Source organism: Chitinophaga parva, from assembly GCF_003071345.1.
In the GTDB taxonomy this organism is placed as follows: domain Bacteria; phylum Bacteroidota; class Bacteroidia; order Chitinophagales; family Chitinophagaceae; genus Chitinophaga; species Chitinophaga parva.
The window spans coordinates 705411-724125 of the sequence record NZ_QCYK01000001.1; the positions used below are offsets into that span (position 1 = coordinate 705411).

At 52.6% G+C, this 18715-nt stretch carries 22 protein-coding genes; 5 read left to right on the forward strand and 17 right to left on the reverse strand.

From position 1 onward, the window contains the following. Positions 1-27 precede the first annotated feature (27 nt). From DCC81_RS03095 to DCC81_RS03120, 6 genes are all read right to left on the reverse strand, one after another. Positions 28-885 carry a 3-hydroxyacyl-CoA dehydrogenase NAD-binding domain-containing protein gene (locus DCC81_RS03095; RefSeq protein WP_108685125.1) on the reverse strand — a complete coding sequence of 286 codons (858 nt, stop codon included), beginning with the start codon at positions 883-885 and terminating at the stop codon, positions 28-30. 86 nt (positions 886-971) lie between these two features. Next, positions 972-2000, reverse strand: coding sequence for a phenylalanine--tRNA ligase subunit alpha (gene pheS, locus DCC81_RS03100; RefSeq protein WP_108685126.1), 1029 nt, complete (start codon positions 1998-2000; stop codon positions 972-974). 168 nt (positions 2001-2168) lie between these two features. Continuing rightward, a complete protein-coding gene (locus DCC81_RS03105; protein WP_108686445.1) occupies positions 2169-3311 on the reverse strand; it encodes a C1 family peptidase in 1143 nt (380 codons plus the stop codon). 110 nt (positions 3312-3421) lie between these two features. Continuing rightward, positions 3422-4294, reverse strand: a complete 873-nt coding sequence (locus DCC81_RS03110) for an NAD(P)-dependent oxidoreductase (protein ID WP_108685127.1) — start codon at positions 4292-4294, stop codon at positions 3422-3424. Between the two features lie 259 nt (positions 4295-4553). Next, positions 4554-5168, reverse strand: a complete 615-nt coding sequence (locus DCC81_RS03115; RefSeq protein ID WP_165806415.1) for a TetR/AcrR family transcriptional regulator — start codon at positions 5166-5168, stop codon at positions 4554-4556. A 9-nt stretch (positions 5169-5177) separates the two neighbouring features. Further along, the gene (locus DCC81_RS03120; protein WP_108685129.1) at positions 5178-5795 is read right to left on the reverse strand and encodes a TetR/AcrR family transcriptional regulator; all 618 of its coding nucleotides are present in this window, start codon (positions 5793-5795) and stop codon (positions 5178-5180) included. Between the two features lie 248 nt (positions 5796-6043). Here DCC81_RS03120 and DCC81_RS03125 point away from each other — a divergent pair, with 248 nt between their 5' ends. Together DCC81_RS03125 and DCC81_RS03130 are read left to right on the forward strand one after the other, a co-directional pair. Continuing rightward, on the forward strand, positions 6044-6754 hold the full coding sequence (locus tag DCC81_RS03125) for an HAD family hydrolase (RefSeq protein WP_165806416.1): 711 nt from the start codon (positions 6044-6046) through the stop codon (positions 6752-6754). Between the two features lie 11 nt (positions 6755-6765). Continuing rightward, positions 6766-7629 (forward strand): DUF475 domain-containing protein, encoded by an 864-nt coding sequence (locus DCC81_RS03130; protein ID WP_108686446.1) that lies wholly within the window; start codon positions 6766-6768, stop codon positions 7627-7629. Here DCC81_RS03130 and DCC81_RS03135 read toward each other — a convergent pair. From DCC81_RS03135 to DCC81_RS03175, 9 genes are all read right to left on the reverse strand, one after another. Then, complete coding sequence (locus tag DCC81_RS03135) at positions 7592-8290, reverse strand: urease accessory protein UreH domain-containing protein (protein WP_108685131.1); 699 nt, start codon at positions 8288-8290, stop codon at positions 7592-7594. The genes DCC81_RS03130 and DCC81_RS03135 overlap by 38 nt on opposite strands. Then, positions 8287-9087 carry an urease accessory protein UreD gene (locus DCC81_RS03140; RefSeq protein ID WP_165806417.1) on the reverse strand — a complete coding sequence of 267 codons (801 nt, stop codon included), beginning with the start codon at positions 9085-9087 and terminating at the stop codon, positions 8287-8289. Before DCC81_RS03140 ends, DCC81_RS03135 begins: the two co-directional genes overlap by 4 nt. Beyond that, complete coding sequence (gene ureG, locus DCC81_RS03145) at positions 9084-9713, reverse strand: urease accessory protein UreG (protein ID WP_108685133.1); 630 nt, start codon at positions 9711-9713, stop codon at positions 9084-9086. Before ureG ends, DCC81_RS03140 begins: the two co-directional genes overlap by 4 nt. Before the next feature lie 16 nt (positions 9714-9729). Beyond that, positions 9730-10413: an urease accessory protein UreF gene (locus tag DCC81_RS03150; RefSeq protein WP_108685134.1), complete on the reverse strand. Its 684-nt coding sequence runs from the start codon at positions 10411-10413 to the stop codon at positions 9730-9732. Position 10414: 1 nt separating this feature from the next. Then, entirely contained in the window at positions 10415-10921 is a 507-nt protein-coding gene (ureE, locus tag DCC81_RS03155) for an urease accessory protein UreE (RefSeq protein ID WP_108685135.1), read from the reverse strand. A gap of 15 nt (positions 10922-10936) precedes the next feature. Then, the gene (gene ureC / locus DCC81_RS03160) at positions 10937-12658 is read right to left on the reverse strand and encodes an urease subunit alpha (RefSeq protein WP_108685136.1); all 1722 of its coding nucleotides are present in this window, start codon (positions 12656-12658) and stop codon (positions 10937-10939) included. Continuing rightward, the gene (gene ureB, locus DCC81_RS03165; protein WP_108685137.1) at positions 12655-13029 is read right to left on the reverse strand and encodes an urease subunit beta; all 375 of its coding nucleotides are present in this window, start codon (positions 13027-13029) and stop codon (positions 12655-12657) included. The genes ureC and ureB overlap by 4 nt, the downstream gene beginning before the upstream one ends. 121 nt (positions 13030-13150) lie before the next feature. Continuing rightward, positions 13151-13453 (reverse strand): urease subunit gamma, encoded by a 303-nt coding sequence (gene ureA, locus DCC81_RS03170; RefSeq protein ID WP_108685138.1) that lies wholly within the window; start codon positions 13451-13453, stop codon positions 13151-13153. Positions 13454-13612: 159 nt separating this feature from the next. Then, positions 13613-14872, reverse strand: a complete 1260-nt coding sequence (locus DCC81_RS03175; RefSeq protein WP_108685139.1) for a pyridoxal phosphate-dependent aminotransferase — start codon at positions 14870-14872, stop codon at positions 13613-13615. A gap of 328 nt (positions 14873-15200) precedes the next feature. Here DCC81_RS03175 and dnaN point away from each other — a divergent pair, with 328 nt between their 5' ends. Beyond that, positions 15201-16319: a DNA polymerase III subunit beta gene (gene dnaN, locus DCC81_RS03180; protein WP_108685140.1), complete on the forward strand. Its 1119-nt coding sequence runs from the start codon at positions 15201-15203 to the stop codon at positions 16317-16319. Positions 16320-16819: 500 nt separating this feature from the next. Continuing rightward, positions 16820-17071, forward strand: a complete 252-nt coding sequence (locus DCC81_RS03185) for a hypothetical protein (RefSeq protein WP_133177517.1) — start codon at positions 16820-16822, stop codon at positions 17069-17071. A 27-nt stretch (positions 17072-17098) separates the two neighbouring features. On the opposite strand, the gene DCC81_RS03190 is transcribed toward DCC81_RS03185, so the two are convergent. Then, positions 17099-17605 carry a lipocalin family protein gene (locus DCC81_RS03190; protein WP_165806418.1) on the reverse strand — a complete coding sequence of 169 codons (507 nt, stop codon included), beginning with the start codon at positions 17603-17605 and terminating at the stop codon, positions 17099-17101. Between the two features lie 162 nt (positions 17606-17767). Further along, the gene (locus DCC81_RS03195; RefSeq protein WP_108685143.1) at positions 17768-18229 is read right to left on the reverse strand and encodes a ferritin-like domain-containing protein; all 462 of its coding nucleotides are present in this window, start codon (positions 18227-18229) and stop codon (positions 17768-17770) included. 322 nt (positions 18230-18551) lie between these two features. Here DCC81_RS03195 and DCC81_RS03200 point away from each other — a divergent pair, with 322 nt between their 5' ends. Beyond that, positions 18552-18704 carry a lmo0937 family membrane protein gene (locus DCC81_RS03200; RefSeq protein ID WP_108685144.1) on the forward strand — a complete coding sequence of 51 codons (153 nt, stop codon included), beginning with the start codon at positions 18552-18554 and terminating at the stop codon, positions 18702-18704. The last annotated feature ends 11 nt before the right edge of the window (positions 18705-18715 follow it).

Sequence of the window (18715 nt, forward strand, 5' to 3'; positions counted from 1 at the left end):
GTACGTTGTACGCGGTACGTTGTACGATTAATATTTGTAAAATCCTTCACCCGTCTTTCTGCCCAGCTTACCTTCCGCCACCTTTGAAACCTGCAATGCGTGTGGCTTAAAGCGGGGCGATTGCCGGAAAGCATCGTAAAGGGATTGGGATACCGCGAGGTTAATATCATGGCCAATGAGGTCCATTAAAGCGAAGGGACCCATGCGGAAGCCGGCGCTCTCCAGCAGGCGGTCTATGGTGTGCAGGTCCGCTACGCCCTGGCCGGCTATTTCCATGGATTCAATGTAAAAATGACGGGCCACGCGGTTTACGATAAAGCCGGGTGCATCTTGTACCCGTACCGGTTTTTTACCCAGTGCCTTTGCCAGGTCATAGAGCGTATCTGCCACCCAGGGCGCAGTTTGCGGACCGGTCACCACTTCCACCAGTTGCATCAGGTGGGCAGGGTTGAAGAAGTGCATACCCGCCACCCGGGAAGGATTGGGAATGCGCTGCGCAATGCTGCGGATGGAAAGGGAAGAGGTATTGCTGGCAAATACCACATCGCTGTGGTTAAGCTCTGCCAGTTGATTGAACAGGGCGATCTTGGCCTCGGGCTTTTCAACAATGGCTTCTATGAACACTTCTGCAGTGCAGTCCATCAGGTCCGAAGTGAAGTACAGCAGGTGGAAGGCCTTGTCTGCCGCAGCTTGTGTGAGCTTACCTTTTTCCACGGCGGTTTGCAGCTGGCGCTTCACCTGGGCTTCGGCCTTTTCCAGGTTGGCCGGCTGCACGTCATAGAGCAGGGTCCGGAAACCTGCCATGGCGGCCACCTGCGCTATGCCTGCACCCATGGTGCCGGCGCCGCATACGCCAATGGTCTGTACGTCATCGATGGAAAGCATACGCAAAGGTTTTAAACGGCCACGGACCACAAACCCCGCGCACAAAAAGCAGCGGGACCTGTGGTCCGTGTGTCTGGTATAAAAAGCTAGACCGCCCCTTCAAACTGGGAAAGGAAGCGGGTATCATTCTCAGAGAAAAGGCGCAGGTCCTTGATCTGGTATTTGAGCATGGTAATGCGTTCAATGCCCATTCCAAAGGCAAAGCCGGTGTATTTCTCGGGATCAATGCCACAGTTGCGCAGCAGGTTAGGATGCACCATACCACACCCCAGGATCTCTACCCAACCGGTGTGCTTGCACACGTTACAACCTTCGCCCCCGCAGATGAAGCAGGAAATATCCATTTCCGCGCTGGGCTCTGTGAAGGGGAAGTAAGACGGGCGGAAGCGGATGCGGGTATCGGCCCCAAACAGCTCCTGCACAAAGTGATACAGGGTTTGCTTCAGGTCTGCAAACGACACATTTTCCGCGATGTACAGGCCTTCTACCTGGTGGAAGAAGCAGTGTGCACGGGCGGAAATGGTTTCATTGCGGTATACGCGGCCGGGGCAGATAATGCGGATAGGCAGCTTGCCTTCTTCCATCACCCTTACCTGTACGGAAGAAGTGTGGGTGCGCAGCATCCAGTCCGGGTTGCGGCTCACGTAAAAAGTGTCCTGCATGTCGCGCGCAGGGTGGTTTTCCGGGAGGTTGAGGGCGGTGAAGTTATGCCAGTCGTCCTCGATCTCCGGCCCTTCTGCAATGCTGAAGCCCAGGCGTTCAAATATGCGGATGATCTTATTGCGTACAATGCTTATCGGGTGACGGGTGCCCAGGCGCAGCGGGGCGGCGGGCAGGGTCAGGTCTGCATCGGCAGTGCCGGCAGCAGCAGCATCCTTCAGGTGCTCAAATGCAGCATAGCGGTCTTCTGCCAGTTGCTTAAACCCGTTCAGTACCTGGCCAAATTCCTTCCTGCGCTCATTCGGGACATTTTTCATTTCCCCGAAAAGGGCCTTCACAATGCCTTTGGTGCCCAGGAATTTGATGCGGTACTGTTCCAGTGCGTCGGCATTCCCCGGCGTAAACGCCTGGATCTCCTGTTCGTAAGCAGCTATTTGCTGTTCTATCTGTTCCATGATCCGCAAATATAAGAAAAGGTTAATAGTTAAAGGGGAATGGTTAAACGGGCGCAGAGGCAGGGGCGAAGGAAAAAGGCTGCGGCAGACACCAGGTCTGCCGCAGCCTTTTTATAACGATTAACCGATAAAAAATTATACGATCAACTATTTACGAATAACAAGTCACTATTTAATACCCAGTTTCTTCGCAATTTCCGCGGGGATGGCTTTTTTGTTCACCATGATGGCGGTGGTTTTCAGCTGGAAGTAAGGCTCAGAAGCGTAGAAGTAGCCTTTGTCAAAGTTGGGTGTGCCCCAGGAGTTCTTCACGCGGAAGTACTTGTTGCCGTTCTGGTCTTTTACCAGGCCTACAATGTGCATGCCGTGGTCGTCCTGTGTTTCATAGTTGTCAAAGGCCAGCTGGCGCAGGTCCTGGGTGATGGTCTTTTCTTTAACGGGGTCGGTGAAGATGGATTTTCTTTCATCCGGGGTCATGTCAGACCAGTCGGTTTCCGGTACCAGGGCCAGGCCTTCGTTGAAGTTGAAGGTCTTCTCGCTCACGTCTGCTGCCCAGGCAATGGTATAGCCAGTGTTGATGGCATTTTCCGCAATGCTGGTAAAGTCGGCCAGGGGCACGTTATACACGCGTTCCCAGTTCCAGTTGTCCGGTACTTCCAGCACAAACTGCTGGTAGAACGGATGGTGGTTGAAGGAGGAGATCACTACGTAGTCATCCGCACGCAGGCCCAGTTCTTTGGCAAAAGACTGGGGCGTATAGGTTTTACCATTGTATTCAAAAGAAGTGGGAGGGGTGCCCATGTAAGCATCCAGGACACCGGAGAAGGCTTTCTGCCAGACAGGATTAATGCTGTTCTTTTCGCCCAGGCCTTTCACGTAGCTTTCCAGCGCGCCTTCCATTTCGGCGTGGTTGTACATTTTTACTTTGTTGCCATCGTATGCGCTTTGCGGCATCAGGCCGTATTCACGCAGGCAGAGCAGGTCATCGGGAAAACCGCCGCCTTCACCAAAATTAGCTTTGCCATGCATCCGCACATAGTTGACGGCTTTCAGCGGGTACATCTGGTGTACCACAAACATTTCACTCAGGTTCAGGCCCTTGCCTTTGCCATTGCGCAGCGCTTCACTTTCAAAGAAAGACAGGCCGGAAAAAGACCAGCAGGTGCCGGTCATGCCCTGGTTCTGTACGTCGCCGGCATCCAGGTTCTTGATGGTGGTAAATTGGTAGTGGCTACCGTCTTTGTTGGTTGCAACCTGTGCAAACGCGCTGCTGCAGCTTAACAGCGCCACGCCTAAGATCCATTTTTTCATTTGCAGGAATTGTGGTGGTTTTTGTTGTGAATCCTTCAAATGTAATGGTTTGGAAGTGGAAACCAAACGCCGCTTTGTATAAGCGGCGCTGGTGCGCTATGTGCGGTTGGCTACAAACCCGCTTCCGTGGCGGCCTGGCGGGCAAACCCCACCCAGTCTTCCTGGACGTTTGCATTGGCCATGGCTATCATCCGGTTATGCACAATATTGGCAAAAGGCATGGCCACGCTGCTATGGGCCGCTACTTCATTGACCAGGCGCATATCCTTTTGCAGGATCTTCGGCGCCCCGCCTACCGGCAGGTAGTTATGATCTGCAATCAGGCGCCCGTAGTTCTTGTAAATGGGTACGGGAAACAGCGTGCTGGTAAAAAATTCATGCATATCGTGGCGGGACACCCCGTTCTTTTCGCCCAGGGTATACGCTTCCGCCAGGGTTTCGATCATCGCGGCGATGATGAAGTTGCCGCTTAGTTTTACGAGGTTGGCCGCACCGGGCTTTTCGCCAAAATCATAAATGCCCTGGCCAATGGCTTCCAGCACGGGCCTGGCTTTTTCCTTGGCGGCAGCGCTGCCGGCATTGGCTATCCACAGCTTTGCCAGCGCGGCAACATCCGGTTTTCCAAACACGGGTGCTGCTACGTATTGCTGATCGCGGGCGGCATGTTGCGCAGCCAGTGCATCGGAAAAAGCAGGAGAGATCGTGCTCAGGGAAATGTGCAGGGCATCCCTGCGCAGGTGGGCCAGCATACCGTTTTCCCCGCCGGTAAGTTGCGCCAGCACGGCGTCATCCGTGATCATGGTGAGCACAATGTCTGCGTTGCTGCAAAGCTCCGCCACGCTCCCCGCCACGCGGGCGCCTGCCTGTTGCAGGTCTTTTGTTTTATCTGGTGTGCGGTTATATACCGTAAGTTCAAAACCCGCCTTGAGAATATTGGCTGCAATGGCTTGCCCCATGGCGCCCAGCCCGATGAATCCGATCATAAAAGTAGTATTAAGTCTTAGGTACCTGGCCTAAGATGGTTGCAAATATTTATTCGAATATAAAGTAATGATGGAGAAATGTGCGGGGGTAAGCAGGAACAAGGCAAAGGCTGGTACCTAAGACCTAAGACTTAAGACATTTTAAAAAACAAAAAGCCGGGGCATGAGTGCTCCGGCTATTACCTAAACCTACAACTGTTACACTGTTAGTAACAAAACTTTATAATGCGTACACATTAAATCTTATCAGGTGTGCAGTTTAGTGCACGGGAACGGCTACCATCGCATCGCGGTAGTTGCCGGCTACTTCCATGCCTTTGAGGGTGGCTACGCCCTGGATGTAATGCCAGGTAAGCTCTGCCAGTACCTCGTGGTGGTTGTAGTGGGTGGCGGGATATTGCTCCGGCGAGAACACGGACTCCAGCTGCAACTGGCGCATGCGGGCAATAACGTCCAGGTTCATATTGTTATGGAACAGGCCTTCTGCAATGCCACGATCCAGGTTTTTGCGGATGGTGGGCAAGGCGGTCTGTTGTTTAAAGGCATCTACCTTGGCCCAGGCATCGGGGTGGTATTTGCGCAGTTCGTAAAACATCACCGGGTTAATGGCCTGTGCAAACTGTTCACTGTACTGCAGGCTTTCCAGCAACTCCGCAATGGCGTTGTCGCTTTCAGCGCACTGGTTGATCTGGGAGCCGCGCTGGGACAGCATGAAGTCGATGGACTCATTGATCAATGCATCCTTGTCTGTAAAATGTTCGTACACCGTTTTCTTGGAAATACCACATTCACGGGAGATATCGAACATGGTTACGCTTTTCATGCCATAGGTCCGGAACAGGCGCAGCGCAGTGTCTAAGATTCTTTCACGCACGTTCATTCTTTAGTCTTTGTATTTGAGTCCGTTGATAAATATCTGGGCAATGGCGCGCTGCTTGGCCACGATCTTGGCGAAGAAATCTTCATTGGGGATCTCTATTACCGGCAGGCCGTCTGAAGCTACGTAACGTACGCCTTCCAATACGTCCTGGTAAAGGCTGGCGATCTCGGTAGCGGGGCGTTTCAGGTGAAATTCGCCCTGGTCATTGCCAAATTCAAAAATGCGGGTGAAAAGTTTGTGTTCCCGGTCGCGGAACGCACGAAACTGTTGCGGTGTGATCATCTTCTTTTCCTGGATCAGTTTAAAGATCTCCAGGCGGAAGAACTTACAGCCAAATTCGTATTTAATGGCAATGAAGTCCAGGAGGGTATCTGTCGCCTTTTTCATTTCTACCAGGCGCTCCTCCATGGTCTGGAAAAGATGTTCACTGATCTTTTCCAACACAGCCAGGTGCAGGCCTTGCTTGTCCGGGAAGTAATAGTACAAAGAGGCTTTTGAGCACCGGAGGTCTTCGGCAATTTCGTTCATCGTCGTCTTCCCCGCACCAAAGTGAATGAAGCGCTTCAGCGCCGCATCCAGTATCCTGTCCTTCGTCTCATCCCGGTTGTCCGTGGTGATCATAATGCTTGTTTGACTTTTTGACTTACAAAGTCAAAAGTATAACGTTTTCGCAGAATAGTAAATTAAGTTGACCAGTTGTTTGGTTTTTGACAGTGGGCTGACAATGAGAAAACCCCCGGAAACCGGTGTTCCAGAGGAGAAAATTTCCAAGTGAGCAGGCCCCGGTGTAGAAAATGGATTGCGTAATCGGGTTGCAACCGGTAATTTTGCGGGGAATTTACCAACAACGCCACATTTACATTTTCATAATGGAAGGAATCAAGCACATCTCTTTTGACCTCTGGTACACCCTCATTCAATCTGACCATAGCTATAAACCCAAGCGGGACCAGCTTTTTAAAGACACTTTCCAGGTAGCACGCAGCCTGGAAGAGATCAATACCCAGTTTAAATACTTTGATATTCTCATCAACGCCATCAACGAAAAAACAGGTGGCCAGGGTACCTTCCATGAGATCTATTACCACCTGCTGGCTGCGCTGGGCGTGGATATCCGCCAGGTGCATACGGAACAGCTGGACGCATATTACGCAGCTACGGAAAAGCTCTTTTTCCAGCACCGCCCCACCCTCATTGATCCTGAAACGCCGGCCCTCTTCCAGGACCTGCGCGATATGGGCTACACCATCAGCCTCCTGAGCAACACCGCCTATATTCCCGGTGCCACCCTGCGCCAGCTGATGCCGGAATGGGGCATTGACGGCTACTTCGATTTCCAGCTGTACTCTGATGAAGAAGGCACCAGCAAACCCGCTGCCAAGTTCTACCAGCTCATGTTTGACCGGGTAAATAAAATGTACCCTGTTACCAAGGAACAGATCCTGCACGTGGGTGATAATCCCATTGCAGACGTGAAGGGTGGCAGCAATTTTGGGGTCAAGACCCTGCTGCTGCCGCCGGACACTACGCTCTCTGCTTTACTGAGGCCCGTATTCCGCAAGGCAACGGCTGTTAAATAAACTGCATGCCCATGCCCATACAGGAACTGCTTCAACAAATATTGGATAATCCTTTACCATCGCTGGCAGTGGTGGGCAACCTGGTGCTGATAGAAAGCCTGCTTTCGGTAGACAATGCCGCGGTGCTGGCTACCATGGTGATGGACCTGCCGGTACCGGAGCGCAAGCGGGCCTTGCGTTACGGGATCATCGGGGCCTACGTGTTCCGCGGCCTGGCCCTGGTATTTGCTTCTTTCCTGATCAGCTTCTGGTGGCTGAAACCTTTGGGGGGCCTGTACTTGCTGTACCTGGCCGTTAAATGGGTGTGGGATAAGGTCCGCCACAGGAACGTCCACAAAGAAAAGGTAAATAAAAAACGGAACTGGCTGTACCGGGCCACGGTAGACACTTTGGGCACATTCTGGGCTACCGTGGTGCTGGTGGAGCTGATGGACATCGCCTTTTCCATCGACAATGTTTTTGCTGCCGTGGCCTTTTCCAGGAACATTCTCCTCATTTTATTCGGGGTGTTCACCGGTATACTGGCCATGCGTTTTGTAGCGCAGGGTTTTGTGAAACTTATGGAACGGTACCCCTTCCTGGAAGCGTGCGCATTTACCGTGATCGGCATCCTGGGCATAAAACTGGGCCTTTCGCTCTACACGCATTTTGATCCCTGTGCCACTTTTTCCGTGTTCATGGATGGCAACGAGGCCTGCCTGGAAGCCAGTGGTGGCAAGCCTTCCGAAGGGCGGCATGCTATGGTGTATGGCGATATCATGACCACCATTCTCACGCTCTGTATTTTCTTCATTCCTATTCTCAGTTCCATCCTGTTCAACTTCCCGCGGAAGCATGCTACCAGCCCAGGAACACCATTCCCGCCCCGCAAATGATGATGGTAACACCGCCCAGGAAGTGCATGTATTTTTCCAGGCGTTCTGTTTTCAGCATGGGAAACCCGAAGTAGCCCAGCAGTACCATGGTGACCATGGTAGCCAGCGTAAATAAAGTGAACACGCTCACCAGCAGGAACAAATTCCAGTAAGAGGCGCTGGCCGCGGGGTGGGCCATGAGGGGTATCAGCGGCTCACAGGGGCCAAAGGCAAAGATGATGAAAAGCAGGAAGGGCGTTACTTTGCGCCGGTCCTGCGGCATCACATACTCCCCATGCCGGTGCTGGTATACGTATACCTCCTCTCCCATCACATCAAAATGTTTGTGGGCTGCATTGCGCGAAGCGCGCCATAAGCCCCAGGCCGCATAAGCAATGCCGAAGGCCAGCAGGGCCCATCCGGCAAAGCCCCCGCGCACCGCGTCCAGCCAGCCTATTTTGGTCATAGACCAGCCCAGCGTAATGGCGCCTATGCCCAGGATGATGGAGCCGCTCACATGGCCAAGGCCACACAGGAGGGTCAGGAAAACCGTCTTCGTCACGGACCATTTCCGGGAGCGGGAAATGGCAATGAAAGGTACATAGTGGTCCGGGCCGGACATCGTGTGCAGGCAGGTATTGGCAATAGCCGTGATCATCAGGGCGCCCAGTCCGGTGTTCATTTCAATATATTTACGCCTTCCCGCATACCGGCCACCAGGGCGGCTGCACGGGCTATCATGGTTTGTAATTGTTCCCCGCCCTGGCCCAGGAAGCGTAGCATCAGGCCGTGATGGGCAGTGCGGCTCACACCTGTGGCTATACGTTCTTCCATGGCGAACATTTCATGCAGGGCATCTGCCAGCGCATTCATATCCAGCTGTTCATCAAAGCAGAAAAGGCTGGCCTGGTGGGTATAGGTTTCCAGCTGGCCCATGCCGGGAAGTGACCAGCGCTGCGGTTCCAGCCAGGTGTTCTCCCGTAGTACCAGTTTGTTCTTCCAGCGCACTTCCGTGGTACTGTGAAAACGGGTAAAGGCAAACACTTCCCCATTGAGCTTACGCCCGCAGGTGATGATCTCACTCCACAGCAGGTGCGCGTTTTCCTGTAAATGAATGTGTGTGTGACCTTCAAACACGGCCGCCGCCTGCGGAACGGTGGGATGGGGCAGGTAGTGCAAAGCCGCCCCACTGGCCACTTCCACGTCAATACGCTGGTGGGCGCCCTGCTGCATGGTAAAGAGACGCTGGTAAGACTGGGTTTGCAGCAGCAGGTGGGCACCGGCTTCCACCTCAATTTTCCAGTGGTACACATCCCCGTCCAGCATGCCCGGGGAGGCGCTCATGATCACCAGGGGCAGTTGCAGGGCGGCCCGGTCCTCGCGGATGTTTGCCACCTTGAATGGCCGGGTGCAATAGCTGTGGCGCAGGTAGGTGATACCGGCGCGCAGGGCGGCTGTTATATGCAGGGTGCAGGTCATGCCTTTGCCTCCGCCACGTCTTCCAATAGCCCGTATTGGCGTATCCATTGGATCACCTCCGGCAGGCCGGTGCCTTTCATGAGGTCTGTGAAGAGGAAAGGCCGGTCGCCCCGCATTTTGCGGGCATCGCGGTCCATTACTTCCAGGCTGGCGCCCACGTAGGGGGCCAGGTCTATTTTGTTGATCACCAGCAGGTCACTGCGCGTAATGCCGGGGCCTCCTTTGCGGGGTATTTTATCGCCTTCCGCCACGTCAATTACAAAGATGGTAATGTCTGCCAGGTCGGGGCTGAAGGTGGCGGAGAGGTTATCGCCGCCGCTTTCAATGAATACAATTTCAATGTCGGGAAAGCGGGTGGTGATCTCTTCCACGGCTTCCAGGTTCATACTGGCATCTTCGCGGATGGCGGTGTGCGGGCATCCGCCGGTTTCCACGCCAATGATGCGGTCCGGCGGCAGGGTACTGTTCTTCGTGAGGAACTCCGCATCTTCTTTTGTATAAATATCATTGGTGATCACACCCAGGCTGTACTGGCCGGCCATGCGGCGGGTAAGCCTTTCAATGAGGGCGGTTTTGCCGGAGCCCACGGGACCAGCTATGCCTATTTTGATATATTTTCTTTCCATCTCTTTTCAATAATATTTAAGACATGTACAGTCTTGAGTACAGCCTTTCGTGCTGCATGCTGCGGATATCAAAACCTGCGTTACAACGCCCCAGCAGTGCGGGTTCCGGCTGCAGGGTAGCGATGGTAAGTTCCCGGATAAGCGGTTGCAGGTGAAACAACAGCTGCTGCCCGTCCAGCTGGCCCAGCGGCACCAATTTAACACAGTTAGTGACCATGCCAGCGGCGGCATTGTAATAAAACGCGCTGATGGCATCTGATTTCGGTATACCTAACGTATACGCATATACGCCAAATGCGATACAATAATGCCCGGCTGCTTCCTTTAGCCGGATGGCCTTTTCATAAGCTTCCGCAACCGGTGATGGCTGTAACTGGCGGAATATTTTAATGAGGCGCAACCCCAGTTTGTTGCTGGCTTCCCGCAATTCACGCGCCGTTTTCAGGGCGGTGCATTGCTCATCCAGCGGCAAGAGGGCGTCCAGGCCCTGCGAAGCGGCGTCAAAAGCCAGGCTCATAAAAGCGGCATCGTTGTAAGCCAGGTTTGCGGCCAGCATGTTCCTGATCCAGGCATCTGCACTGGCGGTATTATGCACCAGTCCTTGCTGCACATAGGTTTCCAGCCCCGCGCTGTGTGAGAAGCCGCCCACCGGCAGGGCCGGGTCTGTGAGCTGTAAAAGTGACAGCAGGTAAGCTTGCATATTATTTGGATGCCATGTTGAGTATGCGGGAAAGCAGCCCACCGCCGGCGCCATCGCCATGTGAGTGGGGCGTTACGTTGCTGCGCAGGGCATTGGTAAGCTTGCGTTGCGCCTGCACGGGTGTATAGCCGGCCGCTTCCAGCCAGCGGAAGAGGGGCGCTTCATAAGGTACCAATACTTCCGCACCCTGGATGAAAAGGGGTAAATGTTTGTTGCCGATCTCATAACAAACGCTGCCCATTTCCAGCATGGATGCCGGTGTGATCATGATGGCCTCACAGGGTTGTATTTCCACCACCACGGCACGGCTTTCATCCAGGTATACAATATCACCTTCCTGCAGGTTCGGGTTTTCCTGCAAAAAACGGAAGGCCAGCTCCAGCCCGCCCCTGCTGCGTTTGCGCTGGATGCGCTTATGGGTTTCAAACCATTCCAGCGCCAGCACATCTATCTCTTTTTCCCCCAGCGGCGTAGTGGCTATGTTGCCGGCTATGGATTGAATGATCATGGTAGTTGGTTGCGTTTAAAACAGGAAATACCGTTGCGCCAGCGGCACTACGCTTACCGGTTCGCAGGTGATCTTTTCGCCGTTCACTTTTACCTCGTAGTTCTCGGGGTTTACAGTGATCTCGGGCGTCTGGTCGTTGTGAACGAGATCCTTTTTGGTCACGGTGCGGCAGCCTTTTACGGGCAGCAACATTTTTTGCAGGCCATATCCTTTTACGATGCCGTTATCCAGGGAGGCCTGGGATACAAAGGTGGCGCAGGTCCTGAACAGGGCTTTACCAAAGGCGCCAAACATGGGCCGGTAGATCACCGGCTGCGGCGTGGGAATGGAGGCGTTGGGATCACCCATGCGGGCGCTGATGATCATGCCGCCCTTAATGATGATCTCCGGTTTTACCCCAAAGAAAGCAGGCTTCCACAACACAATGTCCGCCAGCTTGCCGGCTTCAATGGAACCCACATACTGGCTGATGCCGTGTGTAATGGCAGGGTTGATGGTGTATTTGGCCACGTAGCGTTTTGCGCGGAAGTTGTCATTGTTGTTACCGGCATCTTCCGGGAGGGCGCCGCGTTGCTGCTTCATTTTACTGGCGGTTTGCCAGGTGCGGGTGATCACTTCCCCTACGCGGCCCATGGCCTGCGAGTCTGAGCTCATCATGGAAAACACGCCCATATCGTGCAGGATATCTTCCGCAGCGATGGTTTCGGGCCGTATGCGGGAATCTGCAAAGGACACATCTTCCGGCGAGTTCTTATCCAGGTGATGGCATACCATGAGCATGTCCAGGTGCTCATCAATGGTGTTTACCGTGTAAGGGCGTGTAGGATTGGTAGAAGAAGGCAGGATGTTCTGGAACATGGCAGCGCGGATAATGTCCGGTGCATGGCCGCCACCGGCGCCTTCTGTATGGTAGGTGTGGATCACGCGGCCGTTGATGGCATTCAGCGTATCTTCCAGGAAACCGCTTTCATTGAGGGTGTCTGTGTGGATGGCCACCTGCACATCAAAGGCGTCTGCCACCTGTAGCGCGGCGTCAATGGTAGCCGGTGTGGCGCCCCAGTCTTCATGGATCTTGAGACCCAGCGCACCGGCTTCCACCTGCTCCCGGAGCGGCTTCAGGGATGATACATTGCCCTTGCCCAGGAAACCCAGGTTCATGGGAAATGCGTCTGCACTTTCCAGCATCTTCTGGATGTTCCAGGCCCCCGGCGTTACGGTAGTGGCATTGGTACCATCTGCCGGGCCGGTGCCACCGCCTATCATAGTAGTGACGCCACTGTACAGGGCATGGTCTATCTGCTGCGGGCAGATAAAATGAATATGGGTGTCTATGCCGCCGGCGGTGGCAATGAGGCCTGCGCCCCCGTGCACTTCTGTGCTGGCGCCAATGATCATGTTGGGGCTTACACCATCCATGGTGTCCGGGTTACCGGCCTTGCCTATGCCTACAATCCTGCCATCTTTAATGCCAATGTCTGCTTTCACAATGCCCCAGTGGTCCAGGATGATCACGGAGGTGATCACAAAATCCAGCACGCCTTCCGCACGGGTAGCCGTGCTGTGCTGGGCCATGCCATCGCGGATGGTTTTGCCTCCGCCAAACTTGGCTTCTTCGCCATATACAGCGTAATCCTTTTCTATTGCTATGATGATCTCTGTATCGCCCAGGCGCACTTTATCGCCGGTGGTGGGGCCATACATATTGGCATACTTGGTCCTATTGATCTGCAGGCTCATACCTTTTTGTTTTTGAAGTGTCCGGGTGCCAGTTTGTCCAATGCCTCCTGGCGTGTAGCCGTTTCCGTTACATCGCCATTTACCAGGCCGTTATGTCCCCGTGCGCAGTGCCGGCCGCCGAGGGCTACCAGCTCCACGGTTTTCTGTTCTCCCGGTTCAAAGCGCACGGCGGTGCCCGCGGCGATATTAAGCCGCATGCCCAGGGCGGCTTCCCGCTCAAATTCCAGCTGGCGGTTCACTTCAAAGAAATGGTAGTGGGAGCCTACCTGCACGGGACGGTCGCCCGTGTTCACCACGGTTACCTGCACAGTGGCCAGCCCTTCGTTGCAGGTTATGTGGCCGGGGGAGATGAAATATTCGCCTGGGATCATGTGTAAAGGTTTTCGTACAACGTACAGCGTACAACGTACTTGGTACGGGTTAGCTATTTGGTTTGAATGCTGTATATACCTTCGCGGTACGTTGTACGCGGTACTTTGTACGCGCGAAGCGCTATCTTATCGGGTCATGCACGGTCACCAGCTTGGTGCCATCAGGAAAAGTTGCTTCTATCTGTACTTCGGGGATCATTTCGGGCACGCCTTCCATTACGTCTTCGCGGGTAAGGATGGTGGCGCCGTAGTGCATGAGGGAGGCCACGGACTGGCCATCGCGGGCGGCTTCCTGCAGGCGGCTGCTGATCAGGGCTATGGCTTCCGGGTAATTGAGCTTCAACCCGCGGGCCTTGCGCTTTTCCGCCAGTTCGCCGGCCAGGAAAAGCAGCAGCTTCTCCGTTTCCCTTGCTGTGAGGTGCATATCTGTATAGCTGTTGAGTTGAAAAATGGCTAACGCCTTAAATACATTATGAATAATTTAATATTCTATAATGCAGGCATTAAGCTATAAAAAAATCCGGTTCCTGCCATCAGGAACCGGATTTTTTATTATTTCCAATCGCTATTGAGCGGTAGTTGACTATTTCAATTTTTCCAGGGCTGCTTTCAGCTGGGCAAACATAGCCGGGATCTCTTCCTTCACGCAGGTGCCCACGCTGAGGCGGTACCAGGGAGAATTTTTAGAAGCGCCAAAGGCTACAAACGGCACCAGGCCCAGTTTAGCTTCGTCCAGGATGTAGGAGGTAACGGCTGCCTGGTCTTCCAGTTTCTTACCATCAGCGGTGGTTTTACCTACCAGGTCAATTTTCAGGGTGAGGTAAATGGCGGCCTGCGGGGCAATGGAGTCTACCTGGTGACCGGCGGCTTTGAGGGCCTGGAAGCCTTCGTGGATCTTGAACAGGCGTTCTTCGATCTCGCCTTTGAAGTGGGCCAGGTAGGTATTGATCGCTTCTTTCTGCACCAGGAATTTGGCGGCGGCTTTCTGCTCTGCCATGGGGCTCCATGCACCTACGTGAGAGAGGATGGATTTCATCTTGCTGATCACATGTTTGGGGCCCAGTGCCCAGCCTACGCGCACGCCGGTGGCCGCAAAGGATTTGCTCATACCGTCTATGAAGATGGTATAGTCGCGCAGCTCGGGGCGCAGGCCTACGGGGGTGTAGTGCTGTGTTTCACCAAAGGTGAGCACCCAGTACATCTGGTCGAACAGGATGTAGAGGGGCTTTTCGTCTGCACTGCGTGATTTGTTTTCAGCGATCACCAGGTCGCAGATCTCTTCCAGCTGTTGCTTGTGGAAAGCGGTACCGGTGGGGTTCTGCGGGGAGCAGAGGGCCAGCAGGGTAGCGCCTTTCAGCAGGGGCTTCAGTTCAGCAGCGGTGGGCATAAAGTCGTTTTCCGGCTTGGTTTCCAGCACCACGTGCTCTGCTTCCAGGAAGTGGGTATAGTGATTATTGTTCCAGGACGGGGTAGCGTACACGATCTTCTCGCCGCGGTCTACGATGGTTCTGTAAGTAGCATAGATAATGGGGCGGCCACCGCAGGAGATCACGATCTCGGAAGCCGGGTCATAGCTGAGGCCTTCGCGGTCGCTGATAAAATCTCCTACTGCCTTGCGCAGTTCCAGGATACCATCGGCAGGCGGGTAGTTGGTATAATGATCATGATAGGCGTTCACGATCTCTTGTTCAAAGGCCGCAGGAATAGGAAAAATTTTCGGGTCAAAATCACCGATGGTGAAATTGTAGATCTTTTCACCCTTCGCCATCTTGTCCTTAATCTCACCGGCCAATTTGATAATTTCAGATCCAATCAGTGTCTCCGCTAAATGAGATAGTTTCATAATCCTGGTTTTTTAAGTAAGCAATTTATGCGGGTGCAAAGGTAACTGATTTGAAAATAGATTGAAATAATGATGGGTTTCTTTTTAGATTCTTTAATAAAATGACGATTTTCTTGCATTTCCATGAAATTGGAGGCGGTTTTTTGTGCCTTCCGGCAAAGGCGGCCGTGGTTTTGCCAACGCCTAAAACTTTCTATCTTTGCGCGGTTGCCATACTTTTATACTATATTGTCCGTGAATTGTCCCTGTAAGAAAAACCACACTAAACAATTCACCCAAAACAGTTTAAAGCAAGCGCAAAAAATAAAATAGACAAACTCACAGACGCATGAAATTTATCGTTTCTTCCTCCACTTTGTTAAAGCAGTTACAGCAGATAAGCGGGGTTATTAATTCCAATACGGTATTGCCCATCCTGGAAGATTTCCTGTTCGTGATAGACCGGAATGATCTGACCGTGGTGGCCACCGACCTGGAAACCGTGATGAAAGTAAAGCTGGAAGTAGAAGCCAAGGAAAGTGGCCGTGTTTGCATTCCCGCAAAGATCCTCATGGACTCTTTGAAAAACCTGCCGGACCAGCCGCTCACCTTCACCATCGATCTGAATTCATACGCTGTGGAGATCACGTCGGACAATGGCAAGTATAAAGTGATGGGCGAAAACCCGGAGAATTTCCCGAAAGAACCGGCTGCAGACGATACCACTTCCTTTACACTCACCTCTTCCTCGCTGGTAACGGCCATCAACAAAACCCTGTTTGCCGTGAGCAATGATGACCTGCGCCCGTCCATGACCGGCGTGTTCTTCGAGATCGCGCCTAACAGCCTCACATTTGTGGCGACCGATGCACACCGCCTGGTTAAATATATCCGCACCGATGTACAGGCCCCCCAGGCCGATTCCTTCATCGTGCCCAAGAAACCGCTCAACCTGCTGAAGGGCGTGCTGCCGGACAATGACCACCAGGTGAAGATCGCCTACAGCCAGAACCACTTCTTCGTGATCCACGAGAATGCCTCCATGATCTGCCGCCTCATTGACGCCCGCTTCCCGGACTATAAGGTGGTCATCCCGAAAGATAATCCTTACCGCCTGGTAGTAGCCAAGAGCGACTTCCAGAACGCCCTGAAGCGCGTAGGCGTGTTTGCCAATAAGAGCACCAACCAGGTGGCCCTGAGCATCAGCGGCAACGAGCTGCAGCTCTCCGCCCAGGATGTGGATTTCTCCTTTGAAGGTAATGAGCGCATGAGTTGCCAGTATACCGGTGAAGACATGCAGATCGCTTTCAACGCCAAGTTCCTCATTGAAATGCTCAATGCGGCGGATGGTGACGAGGTGACCATTGAACTATCTACTCCCACCAAAGCCGGCATTCTCCGGCCTTCTGAAAAAGAAGACGCAGAAGACCTGCTCATGCTGGTAATGCCTTTAATGCTGAACAGCTAATACCTCCTTTTATATAACCTTTTTAAGCCGCGGCCGCCTAACGGAGCCGCGGCTTTTTTATTGCCTGGCCCCGGGTATTTTTTAAAAAAAGCTTACCCTTTCTCAAAAAATCACTTACGAGTTACTGATTTCTTCAATTTAAATAAACCAACTATGCATAGGCCTCGCGAAACCCTAATAAAATCAAGGGTTTATACCGGGGTAAACCGTAAAAATGGAGCACATATTTTTTATGAGCTAATGTGTTTCGACTTGCAGGAGGGATTAAGGTTTGGGTTAATATGTAAGCAAAACTAATGCAACAAATTCATTTTTTTCTTTACCCATGGCGGGTTTCAGCATATTGTTTATGGGGGAAATGATTTAATTTCCCGTAAGCAACCGAAGCTTTGTTAACTATCCTCTACCCACTGAAATAGCCCGGTATGGCTTGTAGCGAAGCCTGTCCGGAAATAACAACGTCAATCAATTATTTTTTATAAATCCCTCAATTGTTATTTATGCAATTTCACATCAGTGTCCCTAAAGTTAGCTATGTAGTTGTAATGATCCTGGGTATCCTTGCTGCTGTTTATGCCTTCATCACCAACAGTCCTGCCCATGCAGTAGAAGTGGGTGCCTGCGTTGCCGCGCTGGGTGTTATTACCCTGGCCATTGGCCGCAAAACCACAGAGGAATTACAAATGATCGTAGCCGGCCTGTTCATGGCGTCTCTTTCCGTGTTGATAGGCCTGTGGGAAATATACCACTAGGCGCGGCCTTGTTTGTTTAACCATATCCTATTTCCTATGACCCACCCGGGTGTAACGCTCCTCGTAGCCCTGGGCAGCCCTGATAGGAAATAATACCAGGGAGGTATCCGATATGCCTGTAACCAGCGAAGTATCCACCTCCACTACGGGCTCCATCACATGCTGCATGTGGCTTTTCAAAATCAACGAATCTTTCCGGAGGGACCAGCTATCGTAGATCATGCTATAAGGAGTGATGCGCAGGTTGCGTATGCGTCCTTTGGGTTTCAATTCAAATCCTTCCGTTTCCCCTTCTTTCCCCTGTACCGGTCTTGACCATTTGCCCAGTAACTGCACTTCTGTGATGCGGAGGCTATCCGTTGCCGTGAACATTGTATCCGGCACCACGGGCGTATCTACCACCGGGGGCGCCACCAGCGATGAGTCCTGCAGGTGCAGGGTATCCGTGTGCACGGTATTGGACGGGGTATGCTGCCGGCAGGCGGCAAGACTGAGTGCCAGCAAGGTAACACCGAGGAAAGAGGCCTTTTGCATGATCGCGTTTTGGTTGAGGCGGTAGACATTCAAATATAAGCATTTCAGCAAGGCACAAAAAAGCGGCATGCCCCGGGGCATACCGCTTTGCTGTTTTAATGGTTAAAGTGAATGGTTAACCCCTAGCAGGTGATGCTTTGAAGCCGGTTAATTATTAGCTTTTTAACTATTAACCTTCTCCAGGTCACGTTGCTGCTTGATGATATCGTGGGACCGTTTCAGGGAAGCTTTCTGCCGGGTAATAAGCTCGCGGAGCTCATTGGGCAGTGGCTCTTCTGTAGCCAGGGCTTCTTCGTAAGCACGCTGGGCGGCGTCTTCGCCATACTCGCAGGAAGCCAGGATGGCGTGGCGGTCGTTGCCCGTGAAGGTGCGTTTCACATCCATCCAGGTGCGGTAGATCTTGCCGGACGCCGTAGTTTCCGTTTGCACATCTTTGCCCCAATTGCGCAGTTGCTGGTTCAGCTCCATCACGTATTTGCGGCTTTCGTCCGCCATCTGGGTAAACAAGGTTTTCAGGTCAACTTCGTTGGTTTGTACGATGGCTTTTTCATAGCCTTCCACGCGGTCATTGTTGATCTTTACAAGGTCATTGAGCACTTCTGTAGCTTTTTCATACGTTGCCATAACTAAAGGTTTTTGGTTAAAAATTTTTTGTACTGCCCTTCCTTTACAGGTGCAGGCCAGTGGGTTTGCATGTTGCCAATTGTAATCGTGAATTCAGTGCAGTTCAACATGCCGGTACCCATGTTATCCAAAAACACTGCCAATCGTCTCCCATAGAATGCAATGTGGTGAAGGGTTTCAGCGTCTGTATTTTTTCACGAATGGTGGAAGTGATTCTACAAATGCATGGGCTCACCACCTGCATGCACACATGGTATACTATAAGTAATGGGAGCGGTTGGCACAGATTTGTTTGTACATAAAGCCACTAAAACCATTAACTATGAACAGCATTCTTTATGTCGTTGCCGTAATCCTCGTTATAGGCTGGGCACTTGGCTTCTTTATGTATTCTGCAGGCGGTATCATCCACATCCTGCTGGTGCTGGCTATCATTGCCATTCTCATTAACGTGATCCGCGGACGGGCTGTCTGATCTTAACATTA

Coding starts and splice junctions, on each gene's coding strand:
- DCC81_RS03095 (WP_108685125.1), bottom strand. CDS start 885: ATGCTTTCCATCGATGACGTACAGACCATTGGCGTATGCGGCGCCGGC.
- pheS (WP_108685126.1), bottom strand. CDS start 2,000: ATGGAACAGATAGAACAGCAAATAGCTGCTTACGAACAGGAGATCCAG.
- DCC81_RS03105 (WP_108686445.1), bottom strand. CDS start 3,311: ATGAAAAAATGGATCTTAGGCGTGGCGCTGTTAAGCTGCAGCAGCGCG.
- DCC81_RS03110 (WP_108685127.1), bottom strand. CDS start 4,294: ATGATCGGATTCATCGGGCTGGGCGCCATGGGGCAAGCCATTGCAGCC.
- DCC81_RS03120 (WP_108685129.1), bottom strand. CDS start 5,795: ATGATCACCACGGACAACCGGGATGAGACGAAGGACAGGATACTGGAT.
- DCC81_RS03125 (WP_165806416.1), top strand. CDS start 6,044: ATGGAAGGAATCAAGCACATCTCTTTTGACCTCTGGTACACCCTCATT.
- DCC81_RS03130 (WP_108686446.1), top strand. CDS start 6,766: ATGCCCATACAGGAACTGCTTCAACAAATATTGGATAATCCTTTACCA.
- DCC81_RS03135 (WP_108685131.1), bottom strand. CDS start 8,290: ATGAACACCGGACTGGGCGCCCTGATGATCACGGCTATTGCCAATACC.
- DCC81_RS03140 (WP_165806417.1), bottom strand. CDS start 9,087: ATGACCTGCACCCTGCATATAACAGCCGCCCTGCGCGCCGGTATCACC.
- ureG (WP_108685133.1), bottom strand. CDS start 9,713: ATGGAAAGAAAATATATCAAAATAGGCATAGCTGGTCCCGTGGGCTCC.
- DCC81_RS03150 (WP_108685134.1), bottom strand. CDS start 10,413: ATGCAAGCTTACCTGCTGTCACTTTTACAGCTCACAGACCCGGCCCTG.
- ureE (WP_108685135.1), bottom strand. CDS start 10,921: ATGATCATTCAATCCATAGCCGGCAACATAGCCACTACGCCGCTGGGG.
- ureC (WP_108685136.1), bottom strand. CDS start 12,658: ATGAGCCTGCAGATCAATAGGACCAAGTATGCCAATATGTATGGCCCC.
- ureB (WP_108685137.1), bottom strand. CDS start 13,029: ATGATCCCAGGCGAATATTTCATCTCCCCCGGCCACATAACCTGCAAC.
- ureA (WP_108685138.1), bottom strand. CDS start 13,453: ATGCACCTCACAGCAAGGGAAACGGAGAAGCTGCTGCTTTTCCTGGCC.
- DCC81_RS03175 (WP_108685139.1), bottom strand. CDS start 14,872: ATGAAACTATCTCATTTAGCGGAGACACTGATTGGATCTGAAATTATC.
- dnaN (WP_108685140.1), top strand. CDS start 15,201: ATGAAATTTATCGTTTCTTCCTCCACTTTGTTAAAGCAGTTACAGCAG.
- DCC81_RS03185 (WP_133177517.1), top strand. CDS start 16,820: ATGCAATTTCACATCAGTGTCCCTAAAGTTAGCTATGTAGTTGTAATG.
- DCC81_RS03190 (WP_165806418.1), bottom strand. CDS start 17,605: ATGCAAAAGGCCTCTTTCCTCGGTGTTACCTTGCTGGCACTCAGTCTT.
- DCC81_RS03195 (WP_108685143.1), bottom strand. CDS start 18,229: ATGGCAACGTATGAAAAAGCTACAGAAGTGCTCAATGACCTTGTAAAG.
- DCC81_RS03200 (WP_108685144.1), top strand. CDS start 18,552: ATGAACAGCATTCTTTATGTCGTTGCCGTAATCCTCGTTATAGGCTGG.